We start from the raw sequence: 12,241 nt of genomic DNA, 5'->3' as shown, positions 1-12,241 counted from the left end.
CAGCTTGTACATCTTCTCACTACCTGAGTCTGGCCGGCCCGCCCTATGGGGCCAAGGGGAGGCCGAGTGTAGCGAAAATCGCCGCCGGGATCACGCCGCCATCGCTTAAGAGGGGCCATGGCGCCTCTCAGTGCTGGCCCTCGTAAGGGGTTAGTTGCAGTTGATCTTCCCGGATGGCGAAGTGGATGGGGCCGTGTTCTATGTCGACCCTGTTGTGGTGATGGGCCATCTCCACCTCGACGCCGGGGAAGAGGCGCTGGGTGGCTATGATGTCCATGTTGGCCATCAGGGCCTGCAGCTCGCGCTGCGCCTCGGCAAGCTGTTCGTCAAGGGACTTGCTCTCGTCCAGCTGACGGGTGCGCAGCTCCTTGATCTTCTTCAGGGTCTCGGGATTGCGCTTGTCGCCGGGCAGTTGCAGCAGCCGCAGGATGAGATCCTGCAGCTTGTCGAGCTGCTCCCGGCAGGCCTGCTTGCGTTGACGCAGGGCCTGCTCCTGCTCCTTGTGGCTGAAGTAGCCGCCAAGGATCTGCAGCCGGGTCCGGTTCGCCGCCGAGGCCCCGAGCACGGGTGCCATGATGAGGCGGTTGGCGATGTTGATGCCGCCGATGAGGTGGCCCTTGCGCATGGCGCTGTCCCCGACCCTGATGTCCTGGCCGCTGCGGCAATAGCTGTGGCTGAGCTGGCTCTGGATATGGATGTCGCCATCGGCCTCCAGCCTGGCGTACTGGGCATAGCTGGCGTGGATCTCGCCCCCGGCGTTGAGGTGGCAGAGGTACTGGTCCCCCTCCAGCTTGCGCCCTATGATGCCGTTGCGCACCGTGATGGTGCCGCCAGATTCGATATAGCCCCCCTCGACGAAGCCCCCTATCACCACATCGCCGCTGGTCTTGATCCGCATGCCGGGCATGACGTCCCCGGTGACCAGCAGGGAGCCCTCGAACATGACGTGACCGTGGCGGATGTCGACCTGCTTGACGCTCAGCACCTCGTCCACCCTCATGCCGGCCCGTTCCTGGCAAGGTAGCCCGGCACGGGTCGCCAGCAGCAGATCCGGATCCTCGGGGGAGAAACAGGTTCCTTCTCCCGCCGTCATGGCGCTCTCCTTGCCGTGGCGGGCAGGCAGCACCTGGCCCGTCACCGTGAAGCCGTCTATGCCCTGGGTGGCGGGGTGGCGCCGCATCAGGGGGGCGCCCGCCTTGACGGTGAGCAGGGTGCCGAGATCGCGCATGTCCACCTTGCCGTGGTCCACCTCCTGGGGCCTCAGGATCCGCTCCGCCGCCGTCTCCACCAGCCGCTCCAGCCGGGTATCCTGGCCGTGCCTGGCCGCCTTGCCCAGGGCGATGACGGGGTTGAGCCGGGCGCCGGGCGCCGCCTCGCTGGCGGCCTTGATGGCGGCGGCGAGCAGCCGCTCGCTTACCCCCTGCTTGATTGGGCTCGCCGCCACGGCCTCCTGCAACTGCGCCAGGGTCAGGGGGTTGCCGCCCCAGTCGGCGGTGATCTGGGCGCTGGCGCTCATCTGATCCTTGTCGACCAGCACGAGGAGCCGGGCATCCTGCCGCTGGGCTATGGGCACGGGAGGGTGGGAGGGGGCGTCCGGCTGGGTCAGCAGGGTGTTGAGCAGGGCGACGGCCTGCCGGATCCCCTCGTCGAGGGGCTGATAGCGTCGGCAGTTGGAGAGCCGCAGCAGGGCCAGGACATGTTGCTCCTGGACGGGCTCGGTGAGACCCGGGGTAATGCGCAGACAGACATAGGTCATGTCTGCCGACAGCTGAAACCACGCTTTGCTTAACACCGGGATCCTCCTTCGTTGTCCCGATCCGGCTAGCCCCCCTGTGGCCGGGGGCGGGATCCTTGCCAAGAGTCGATGCCGCCAGGGCGGCCAAGAACCGCAGTATTCTGACATTTCGCCGTCCGGGTCAACGAGCCGAGTGCAAATGGGTGAGCCGGGTTGAGGAAATCCTGTGTGACGGGGAGTTGGGCCGATGGCGAAGGCGCGGCGGCTTGCTGAGTGTCAAATGAGGTGTTTTTGGCGGTATCTGCTGACTATTTCACCGACTGCCGCCCCCGACGGGCATCAAGTTCAGGGTGGCGATACGATTCACCTTGCAAGGGGAGGTTCAAGGGATTTTAATCTGCCGCCGCCCCGAGGCGCTGATGCCGGTCGCTGCGACCATACTGCCCTCTTGTCCAACCGAACGAGCCCCATGACCGCCCAAGGCCACCTGCTGTTTTCCGTTACCTGCGCCCTGCTTGCCCACAAGGTCGAACTCACTCCGGCCCTGGCAGAAGGCAGCCTGTGGCACATAGTGCCCATGGCCCTGGCCAGCGCCCTGCTGCCGGATCTCGATCACCCCCAATCCCTGCTCGGCCGGCAACTGCCCTGGATCTCGGGGCCGCTCTCCCGCCTGTTCGGCCATCGCGGCTTCACCCACAGCCTGCTGGCGGTGGGCCTGGGGATATGGGGGCTGGCGCAGTTTCAGGCACCCGGCCCTCTGTCCGGGGTGATGAAGGACGCCCTCATCGTCGGCTACCTCAGCCACCTGCTCGGGGATTGGCTCACACCGGCGGGCATTCCCCTGCTCTGGCCCTGGCGCCGACGCTTTCGGCTGCCCGGCCTGCCCCTCAAGAGCGGCGGGGGCTACGAGAAGGCCTTCTGCCTGCTGACCCTGGCGCTCGCCGGGTACTGGGTGCATGGGAGCGCGGGCTTAGGCGCCTTCTAGCCCGGTATCAGTCGATGCGGCTGGCGGTTCTGGTCAGGGTGAGGTAGTCGGCGAGCACCGGCAGGCCCTGCAGGTGACGGCGCAGCATGTCGAGGGCGGCGAAGGCGAGGATCCGGCGGCCGCTCTCGGGATCCGGGTGACTTAGCTTCACCCTCTGGCCGATTCGCTGGCCGTCTGCACACAGCAGCAGCGGCACGCCGCCTGGGCCCGCACTGCCTACGGTCAGGCTGGGTTCCTGTCCGCTCCCCGTCAGTTGGTCGAGCTCGCAGGGGAGGCTGTGGCTGAAGCTGGCCTCCAGCACCGGATGGGGGTGGCACATGGCCAGCAGGGCGCCCCGGCTCTCGCCTTCCTGCAGCCACAGCGGCCGCGCCCCCAGCAGGGCCAGGATCTGCTGCGCCGGCTCCTCGTTCCCCCGTCCCACCAGCCAGGGACTTATCTCCCCGAGCAGGCGCGCCTCGGCGGCGGCCATGTCGGCGGCGCTGGCCCCATGGCCGATGAGTTTCAGCTCGATGAGGGGCATGGAGGAGCGGTAGCCGAGTTCGATACCCGCAGGCCAGGGCGCCGCATCCAGCTTGTCCGAGAGGGCGGACTCCGAGACGCCGAAGGTATAGAAGCGGCGCAGCTCTGTGTCCGTCTCTTCCCCCGCCAGCGCCTTGAGGCGCGGCAGGATTTGCTCGCACACCATCTGTTTGAACTCGAACGGCACGCCCGGGGTGAAGAAGAGCCGGCTCTGGCCGTGGCTGACCAGGAAGCCGCAGGCGGTGCCGACCGGATTGTCGAGGATCTCGCAGCCCCGGGGCAGCCAGGCCTGCTTGCTGTTGCTCTGGGCCATGGTGCGGCCCCGGCTGGCGTAGCGCTCGGCCATGGTGGCGAGCCAGTCGGGGAACAGGGTCAGGGGCTGGCCGAAGGCCTCGGCCGCCGCCTGGGCGGTGAGATCATCCGCGGTGGGGCCCAGGCCCCCGCACACCAGCACCACCTCGGCCCGGCTGGCACTCTCCTGCAAGGCGGCCTTCAGATCGGCGAGGTTGTCCCCCACAGTGAGGCGGCGGCGCACCTGCCAGCCCTGCTCCAGCAGCAGGGCGCTGAGCCAGGCGGCGTTGGTGTCCACCACCAGGCCGGTCACTATCTCGTCCCCCGTGCTGATGATCTCGATACGCATGCAGACTCCTTGGATGGTGGACCCCAATCAGGGCTTGTTGTGCTCGAAGTAGTAGCTGATCCGGGTGCGTGGGTTGAGGTACTCGAACACCGCCGGGGGCAGTCGCTTGGGGTGGATCACCTTGGCAATCGTCAGCTCGGCCTGCTCGAGATCTATGATGGCCGCCTCCTGGCGCGGGATGCGGGGATCGTACACCAGCACGGCGGGGTAGAGCAGGCGGGAGGCGTTGACCGACATCACCAGCCCGACCTGGCCGTTGGAGAGCTGCACCACGCTGCCGGGCGGGTAGATGCCCATCAGGCGGATCAGCATGCCGAGGTGGTCGGTGTTGAACTGGGCCTTGCGCTGCTTGTAGAGGTTGCCGAGGGCCGAGTAGGGCACCTTGGCCTGCAGGTGGCAGAGGTTGTCGTACTCGTTGATGAGGGACACTATCTGGGTCAGGGGGTCGAGCTGATCCCCCCTGAGCCCCTGTGGCCCGCTGCCGTCCAGATATTCGTGATGGTACTGCACTATGCGCTTCGCCGGCTCCGGGAAACCGCTGGCCAGGCTCAGCAGCTCCAGGCCATAGCGCGGGTGCTGGGCCATCAGGTTCTGCTCCGGTTTGGTCAGGGGGCTTGTCTTGCGCAGGATCTGGCTCGGGATCTTCAGCTTGCCGATGTCGTGGAACAGGGCCCCCATGCCGACCTGGCGAATAGCCTCGGCTGGCAACTTGCACTCCCTGGCCAGCAGCATGCTGAGCACGCTGACGTTGAGGGAGTGGAACTGGAGGCTGTTGCCATCCTCGCTGCCCGACACCAGGTGCAGCACCATCTCGTCCACCGACAGCAGTTGCTCCGTCATGGCGTTGATCAGCTCCTGGGCCTCATTGATGGCGTTGAGGGGGCGGGACTGGATCTTGCCCATCAGGTTGCGCACCTGGGCCAGGGACTGCTGGAAATGCTTCTCGCACTGCTGCAGATCCCGGCGATAGCGCTGCAACTGCTCGATGCGCCTGGCCTTCTCCTGCTGCATCTCCTGCTGGCGGCCGACGAGATCGTCAGTGCCATCCGGTGCGGGCTGCACCTGATCGAGTGGCTTGGGGGGGGCGTCGCTCTTGTCGGGAATGATGGTCACCAGCTTGAGACCGAGCCGGCGGATCAGCTCTATCTCCTCTTCACTCTTGAGTTTGAAGCTGGAAAACAGGAAAGGGTGCTCGCGCCATCCCAGTGGCAGGGAGACGTAATTGCCGACTTGCAGCCGATCTACCGAGATCTTGATTCCTGTCATGGGGTTGGGCACGAGAGACACACAGAGCCGTATGCTAGTCAAAGGCAGGGGTGAATACAAAAGGTATCTGATGACAGGATGAGCGCTTTATTATAGGCTTCTAGATGTCCAGACATATTTACCGATGCAGTACAGGGAGTCAGCATGCCGATCAAGATCCCGGACCAGTTGCCCGCCGCCGAAGTGCTGGGGCAGGAGAACATCTTCGTGATGACGGAATCCCGGGCCGTCACCCAGAACATCCGTCCGCTGCGGGTGCTCATCCTCAACCTGATGCCCAAGAAGATAGAGACCGAGATCCAGCTGATGCGGATGCTCTCCAACTCGCCGTTGCAGGTGGATGTGGATCTGCTGCGCATCGACGATCGGGAGTCGAAGAACACGCCCCAGGCGCACCTGGAGAACTTCTATCACGACTTCGAGCAGGTGCGTGGCAACAACTACGACGGCATGATCATCACGGGGGCGCCGCTCGGGCTGGTGGAGTTCGAGGAGGTGGTCTACTGGCCGCGCATCGTCGAGATCATCGAGTGGTCCCATCAGCACGTGACCTCGACCCTGTTCCTGTGCTGGGCGGTGCAGGCGGCGCTCAAGGCGCTCTACGGCATGGAGAAGCAGACCCATGGCGAGAAGCTGTCAGGGGTCTATCGCCACCACCGCCTCGACGAGCACGAGCCGCTGCTGCGTGGCTTCGATGACGAGTTCGTCGCCCCCCACTCCCGTTATGCGGCCTTCGACGGTGACCTCATCCGCGCCCACACCGATCTGCAGATCTTCGCCGAATCAGAGGAAGCTGGGGTCTATCTGGCGGCGACCAAGGATTGCCGACAGGTGTTCGTCACCGGCCACCCGGAATACGATGCCCTGACCCTGGATGGCGAATATCAGCGGGATCTGGCGGCTGGGCTCACCCCCGTCATCCCGGTCAACTACTACCCGGACGACAATCCCGGCCAGACTCCGCGCGCCACCTGGCGCAGCCACGGCCACCTGCTGTTTTCCAACTGGCTCAACTACTACGTCTATCAGCTCACCAGCTATCGGCTGGAGGACATCGGCAAGGTGTTTACCTACGAGCAACCCAAGGGCTAGGTGTCGTCGGGCCGGCTTACCCGCGATGGTCCGCCATCGCTTGGAGGACATCGGCAAGGTGTTCACTTAATCAGCAGCCCAAGGGCCAGGGCACCCTTCAGTCGGCCCCGGCCAGCCGTCGCCCTCGGGTGTCGAGCCAGTGACGGTGGCAGGCCAGGGTGAAGGCGCCGGGCCGACTGGCCCGGATGGCGGCCATGGCCTCCGGCTGGGGCTGGCCCAGGGTCATCAGCAGCAGGGCCGCCACCAGCCCGGTGCGGCCGCTCCCTCCGTGACAGTGCATGGCCAGGTGTCTGCCCTCGCGCAGCAGGGAGAGCAGTTGCGGCAGCACGGGGGGCCAGGCTTGCTCGAAGGCTTCATCGGGGGCCTCATCGTCCGCTATGGGCAGGTGGAACCAGGCCATGCCCCTGGCCCTGACCAGTGAGCCGAGGGACCCTGCGCCGCGTGCTGCTAGCTCATCCTCCGTCATCAGCGTGAGCACACCGCCGGCACCGGCCAGCTGCAACTGGGCCAGGGCGAGGGGCATGGCAACCTGCTGGTTGCCGGGGCAGGGGGTAAGCAACAGCTGACCGTCGAGGCGCGGAACCTCCAGGCTCCAGAAGGGGTGGGCACTGAGCATGAGGATCCTTGTCGGTGCTAGGCGGGTGTCAAACGAACTTGTTGGCCCCCTGTTTGAGTGCGGCACAGCATAGAGGGCGCGGGTGCGATGTCAATCTGCGTTGTGTTCGGCCCGGTTTACGGGCAGAGTCTAAAAAAATTGAGCGATGGAAGGAGTAGAGATGAGAAACCTGGATCAACTGGACTTGGACATCCTGGCCCATCTGTTTCGCGATGCGGGCATGACCAACAAGGATTTGGCGGCCCTAGTCGGGGTGGCTCCCTCCACCTGCCTGGAGCGGGTGCGCAAGCTGCAACAGGACGGGGTGCTGAAGGGCGCTCACTGCGAGGTGGATTATCAGGCCCTGGGCGGCCATATCCAGGCCATGGTCTCCCTGCAGCTGGCGCGCCACAGCCGGCAGATCATAGATGCGTTTCGCGATGCCATACTGGCGTTGCCCGAGGTGATCAGCCTGTTTCACATGGGTGGCAAGGATGATTTCCTGGTGCACCTCTGCGTCGCCGACACCGAGCACCTGCGCAATTTCGTGTTCGATCACTTCACCTCCCGGGAAGAGGTGGTGCACCTCGAGACCTCCCTGGTGTTCGAGCACAGGTTCAGCCGCTCCCTGCCCTGCTTCACTCACCCCTGAGCGTCAGGGAAGCCTAACCCTGAAATAGGTTTGCATCATTTCAGCTGGCCTTGAGCCCCTTGGTACAGAAACGAAAAAAAGCCAATGAGCTGCCTCATTGGCTTTTTGCTATGGGTGATGATCAGGGTCTGGTCGGCTGGATCTCCTTGGGCTCCAGCGTGATGACCGCATTGCCGGCGGCGCCGGGATACTGGTGATAGCTCTGGTCCTGCTCCAGGGTGTAGAAGGTATCCAGGTAGTCGTCGTTGTTGGTCATCCAGGAGTCGGGCAGCGCCTTGACGATGCGGCCGCCGAGATCGAGGAAGGGGAGGGCTTCCGGCACACCACCTGCGGTGAAACCCAGCTTGAGCGCCTCGATCAACAGGGCGCTCAGCTCCTTGTAGTTGACGTTGTCATCCTGCTCCATCATGACGAGGTCGACCGCGCCCCAGCGATAGCGATCCCAGTACACCAGGATCTGGTTCGGGCTGTAATCCGTGTTGTCATGGTCGAGGTAGGGCATGTCGACTATGTCCACCACGGGTTCGTCCCGGCCGGGATTGACCCCGGCCACGACGGCGTAGACCTCGGCGGTGCCGAGCAACCAGGGCTCCTGATCATCGCTGAGCCTGATCTTCTTGAGAATGCTGGTCTTGAGGGGCGCCGTGTTGCCGGCAGCACGGGGGGCTACTTGCATGTCGGCGGCAGCCAGCGCCTTGCGCATCACCTTCAGACCGGCATTCTTGGCCTTGACGGGATCGGCCTCCACTACCAGCACGGGTCGCGCCGGTGGCTGGTTCACATCGAGGTAGACCGGATTGCCGGCGCCATCGAAGGCTTCGATGGCGCTCCAGCTCTTCTCATCGCCGCTCGGCACGTAGGCAATCAGCGGCTCTGTTCCCTGCTTGAGCGCATTGGCCTGCTCGGGGTTGGCCAGTCGCAACTGCATCAGTTGTTTGACTTCACCCTCCAGTCCTTGCCGGTTGATGGCGGCCTGATTGGCATCGGTGGCCTGCCGTTTGAGGCGTGGGCTCGCCTTTTGCAGCAGGTTGGGCAGCGGACTCTGGTACTCCTGATTGGCGAGCAGGGGCAACAGATTCTTCTGCTGCAGTGCGAGCTGGCGTGCCAGCTCCCTGTCAGTGTCGGCGGCATGGGCACTGGCGGTGCCCAGCAGGGTCAGCAATAAAATGACAGCCTGATTCCTCATTCTTCTTCTCCAGTATTGAGTCTGACAGAGGCGCGTATCGGGAAGAATCTGCGCCTCCTCCTCACTAGACGGGAATGGGGTTCGCCTGTGAACCATTCTTGCCGAATTATGTGCTGTGTCTCACTGGGGTCTCCCCAGATGGTCAGGTCAGGCGCGGAGTCGGTTGACTTGATGCAGCGCCACGCCGACCAGCAATCCCCAGCAGGCGGAACCGACACCGAGCAGGCTGATCCCCGAGGCCGTGATGAGGAAGGTGAGCAGCGCGGCTTCCCGCTCTTCATCCTGCTGCAGCGCCCCGTGCAGGCTGCTGCCTATGGTGCCGAGCAGTGCCAGCCCGGCCACGCAGGTCACCAGCGCAGTGGGAAAGGCGCTGAACAAGGCGACCACAGTCGCCCCGAAGCAACCGGTCAGCAGGTAGAAGCAACCCGCCCACACGGCGGCGGGCCAGCGGCGAGCGGCGTCGGGATCCACCTCCTTGCCCATGCAGATGGCGGCCGTGATGGCGGCCAGGTTGAAGGCGTAACCACCGAACGGGGCCAGCAGCAGACCGGTAAGGCCGGTCCAGCCGATCAGGGAGGAGGTGGCCGGTTGATAACCATGGGCACGGAGGATCGCGATGCCGGGCATGTTTTGCGACGTCATGGTGACCAGGAACAGCGGCAGCGCTATCCCCAGCATGGCGTTGATGGAAAAGGTTGGCGAGATCCACACCGGGCTGGAGAGCTGCCAGTGGATCTCAGTCAGCTGCAACTCGCCCCTCAGGGCGCAGAGCAGCATGCCGGTGGCCAGGACCAGCACCATGGTATAGCGTGGCCAGAGGTGGCGGCCGAGCAAGAAAGCCAGCAGCAAGGCGCTAAGCAGCAGGGGATCCTGGGGGGCCACCTTGAACAGGTCCAGCCCGAATCTGAGCAACACCCCGGCCAGCATGGCGGCGGCCAGGGGAGCCGGAATGTGGCGCATCAGCCTGTCGAACCAGCCGCTGATGCCGCACAGGGTGATCAGCAAGGAGGAGATGATGAAGGCACCTATGGCCTCCGCCAGGCTGAAATTGCCCAGGCTGGTGATAAGCAGGGCGGCCCCCGGCGTTGACCAGGCAGTCAGCACGGGGATGCGGTAATAGAGGGAGAGGCCGATGCAGCTCACGCCCATGCCGATACCCAGCGTCCATAGCCAGGAGGATACCTGGGCTGCATCGGCGCCGGCGGCGGTAGCCGCCTGAATGATCAGAACGACCGAACTGGTATAGCCAACCAGAACGGCGATAAGGCCTGCGACAAGGTGAGGGAGAGCAAAGGGCATAGCGACGTCCTTGTGTATGCTGATAGCTTGTGCGTTATTGCGTACAATATGGCTTTGACTATAGTGATGTGCGCTATAACGCACAAGGTGAAGATGCAGCATTCGGGAGAGGGCGTATGCAGGAGATGAATCGGCATCTGGCTCAGCGATTGAAAGGGCTGCGCGCCGAACTGGGGTGGAGTCTGGATGTGGCTGCCCGTGAGACCGGGGTGAGCAAGGCCATGCTGGGGCAGATAGAGCGGGGGGAATCCAGCCCGACGGTGGCGACCCTGTGGAAGATAGCCACCGGGTTTCGGGTCTCCTTCTCCAGCTTTATCGAGCCGACCCCGGCAGTGACGGGGGAAACGCTCTATCGCATCGCCGATGATATTCGCCAGCAACCGGCGGGCGAAGGCATGCAGGTGGCGCCGCTGTTCCCCTATGAAGGCCGGTTCGGTTTCGAGCTGTTCGAGTTGACCCTGCTACCCGGCTATCAACGGGAATCTGAACCCCACGAACCCGGGGTGACCGAACATGTCATCGTCATCAGCGGGGCGATGGAGGTGCTGGTCGATGGGCAGTGGCGTTCACTGGATCAGGGGGAAGCCGTTCGCTTCGCCGCCGACCGTCCCCACGGTTACCGCAATCTGGGAATAGCCCCGGCCGTTTTCCACAACCTGATCCACTATCCCGCCACTCGCCCCTGATGGCTAACCCGGACGACCGTCCGCTCTGGGGCGGGTCAGGATGGGGGTGTAAACCCAGACAAACAGGCCATAGGCCGCTATCCAGCTCCAGCCGCTCAGGTTCCATCCCGTCAGCGTCAAGCTGGGCCAATACAGAGGGAGCAAGACCCGCACGAAGGCAGAGAAGATCACCAGCGCGAATGCCAGGGTTATCCTGCGCCCGACGTGCAGGGCCCTGCCGCTGTGACCGAGTGACACCCTGGCAATCATCCCGAGGATCATGGTGCCCATGCAGCCAGCACTGAGCAGGTGACTGGCGAGGGACAAGCTGAGAGGCAGCCCCGCAGCCTGGGCCGCGAGGGCGAGCAGGCCAAGGGGGATAAACAGATAAGCCAGGTGCAGCGACCATAGCAGGGGCTGTGCCAGGGTGGTGCCGGGTCGCCAGCGCAGTTGCCTGCCCAGGTGCAAGCCGGCTGCCACTATATATAGAGGCACCATATATAGAGAGTTGGTCCATGAGTCAGGCAGCAGCCAGAGCAGCAGGATCAACCAGAGAGAGGCCAAGGCCCCGCGCTCCAGCCAAGGGCTGGGAGCCGCCTTCTCCTGACCCGTGCCTCTGGCGGTAAAGAAGGGAATGACACGTCCGCCCATCACGGCGATCAGGGTGGTGAACAGCAGTACCGTCGTGATGAGCAGATGTTCCACTGCGCTCCACTCATCTCGCCATAACCAGCTGGCGCCATTGAGCAGTGTCATTATGAGGAGCAGGGGGACAAAGAAGAGGTTGCGCCATTGGCGCGTCATGATGACGGGCTTGGCGAGGAACCAGGCACAGAGCGGCAACCAGGCCAGATCCAGTGCCATCAGAATGAGATTATCTTCTCCAAGCCAGGGGAGCAGGCACCTTGGCAGCACCCACAATCCCACGATCAGTGCCAATGGCCAGCTGCGAACGCCGGGATGAGCCGTCCAGTTCTGGACGGCAGTCAGCAGAAACCCCGCAACTATGGCGGCGCCAAAGCCGAACAACATCTCATGAGCGTGCCACCAGATGGGATTGCCAATACCGGGCAGGGCGAACCAGTTATTAAGCTGTCCTAGCCAACCCAGCATGGCCAGGCAGGAAAACAGGGCTCCGAGCAGGAAGAAGGGGCGGAACCCCAAGCGGAACAGCGGGACTATCTGCTCTTCCTTATGGCTATCGAGGATCTGGTGCATGACAGCAACCTTAATTGAACATTTGAAAAGCCCATTATAAAGTTGCTTTTCAAATGTTCAATTTAAATCCAGGGAATGGCGTTTCGGGCGGGGCAGTGGGCAAAAAAGGAACGTCTTGCTGCAGAACTGAGCGAACGAGCAGTGAAGGTGAAAAAGCCCTTGTCATCCCGGCGCGGCTCCCTATAATGCGCCCCTACCAGCACGGCGGAACACGCCGAACTGATGAGCCAGCTTCCTAGCGAAGTGGGCGCCGAAAGAAAAGCGAAAGCAACCGCTTGACTTTCGAAGTGAGGAGCGTAAGATGCGCCTCCTCAACGCGATAAGCGTGACGCTCTTTAACAATTTGAATCAAGCAATCTGTGTGGGCACTCACAGCATCGAACATCAAA

At 63.6% G+C, this 12,241-nt stretch carries 11 protein-coding genes; 4 read left to right on the top strand and 7 right to left on the bottom strand.

The window, feature by feature from the left end:
• Window positions 1–127 precede the first annotated feature (127 nt).
• The gene (locus AB5Y91_RS13385) at window positions 128–1,792 is read right to left on the bottom strand and encodes a FapA family protein (protein WP_368170006.1); all 1,665 of its coding nucleotides are present in this window, start codon (window positions 1,790–1,792) and stop codon (window positions 128–130) included.
• A 412-nt stretch (window positions 1,793–2,204) separates the two neighbouring features.
• Here AB5Y91_RS13385 and AB5Y91_RS13380 point away from each other — a divergent pair, with 412 nt between their 5' ends.
• A complete protein-coding gene (locus AB5Y91_RS13380) occupies window positions 2,205–2,720 on the top strand; it encodes a metal-dependent hydrolase (RefSeq protein ID WP_368170005.1) in 516 nt (171 codons plus the stop codon).
• A gap of 7 nt (window positions 2,721–2,727) precedes the next feature.
• On the opposite strand, the gene AB5Y91_RS13375 is transcribed toward AB5Y91_RS13380, so the two are convergent.
• Both AB5Y91_RS13375 and AB5Y91_RS13370 read right to left on the bottom strand, forming a co-directional pair.
• Window positions 2,728–3,879, bottom strand: a complete 1,152-nt coding sequence (locus AB5Y91_RS13375) for a competence/damage-inducible protein A (RefSeq protein ID WP_368170004.1) — start codon at window positions 3,877–3,879, stop codon at window positions 2,728–2,730.
• Between the two features lie 27 nt (window positions 3,880–3,906).
• On the bottom strand, window positions 3,907–5,145 hold the full coding sequence (locus tag AB5Y91_RS13370; RefSeq protein ID WP_171275315.1) for an HD-GYP domain-containing protein: 1,239 nt from the start codon (window positions 5,143–5,145) through the stop codon (window positions 3,907–3,909).
• Window positions 5,146–5,289: 144 nt separating this feature from the next.
• Between AB5Y91_RS13370 and metA the strand changes: the two genes are divergently transcribed.
• Window positions 5,290–6,237 carry a homoserine O-succinyltransferase gene (gene metA, locus AB5Y91_RS13365; protein WP_111910712.1) on the top strand — a complete coding sequence of 316 codons (948 nt, stop codon included), beginning with the start codon at window positions 5,290–5,292 and terminating at the stop codon, window positions 6,235–6,237.
• A 97-nt stretch (window positions 6,238–6,334) separates the two neighbouring features.
• On the opposite strand, the gene AB5Y91_RS13360 is transcribed toward metA, so the two are convergent.
• A complete protein-coding gene (locus tag AB5Y91_RS13360) occupies window positions 6,335–6,853 on the bottom strand; it encodes a tyrosine-protein phosphatase (RefSeq protein WP_368170003.1) in 519 nt (172 codons plus the stop codon).
• A 160-nt stretch (window positions 6,854–7,013) separates the two neighbouring features.
• Here AB5Y91_RS13360 and AB5Y91_RS13355 point away from each other — a divergent pair, with 160 nt between their 5' ends.
• Complete coding sequence (locus AB5Y91_RS13355; protein WP_025325515.1) at window positions 7,014–7,484, top strand: Lrp/AsnC family transcriptional regulator; 471 nt, start codon at window positions 7,014–7,016, stop codon at window positions 7,482–7,484.
• A gap of 121 nt (window positions 7,485–7,605) precedes the next feature.
• Here AB5Y91_RS13355 and AB5Y91_RS13350 read toward each other — a convergent pair whose 3' ends face one another.
• Together AB5Y91_RS13350 and AB5Y91_RS13345 are read right to left on the bottom strand one after the other, a co-directional pair.
• Window positions 7,606–8,670 (bottom strand): DUF3103 family protein, encoded by a 1,065-nt coding sequence (locus AB5Y91_RS13350; protein ID WP_368170002.1) that lies wholly within the window; start codon window positions 8,668–8,670, stop codon window positions 7,606–7,608.
• A gap of 147 nt (window positions 8,671–8,817) precedes the next feature.
• A complete protein-coding gene (locus AB5Y91_RS13345; RefSeq protein ID WP_368170001.1) occupies window positions 8,818–9,969 on the bottom strand; it encodes a benzoate/H(+) symporter BenE family transporter in 1,152 nt (383 codons plus the stop codon).
• Window positions 9,970–10,085: 116 nt separating this feature from the next.
• On the opposite strand from AB5Y91_RS13345, the gene AB5Y91_RS13340 reads away from it, so the two are divergent.
• Window positions 10,086–10,655 (top strand): helix-turn-helix domain-containing protein, encoded by a 570-nt coding sequence (locus AB5Y91_RS13340; protein ID WP_106885618.1) that lies wholly within the window; start codon window positions 10,086–10,088, stop codon window positions 10,653–10,655.
• Between the two features lie 3 nt (window positions 10,656–10,658).
• Here AB5Y91_RS13340 and AB5Y91_RS13335 read toward each other — a convergent pair whose 3' ends face one another.
• Entirely contained in the window at window positions 10,659–11,852 is a 1,194-nt protein-coding gene (locus AB5Y91_RS13335) for an NnrS family protein (RefSeq protein ID WP_368170000.1), read from the bottom strand.
• Window positions 11,853–12,241 lie beyond the last annotated feature (389 nt).

It is taken from the genome of Aeromonas sp. R4-3 (assembly GCF_040908275.1).
Classification (GTDB): Bacteria; Pseudomonadota; Gammaproteobacteria; order Enterobacterales; family Aeromonadaceae; genus Aeromonas; species Aeromonas rivipollensis.
This window is presented reverse-complemented; position numbering and strand designations above follow the sequence as displayed.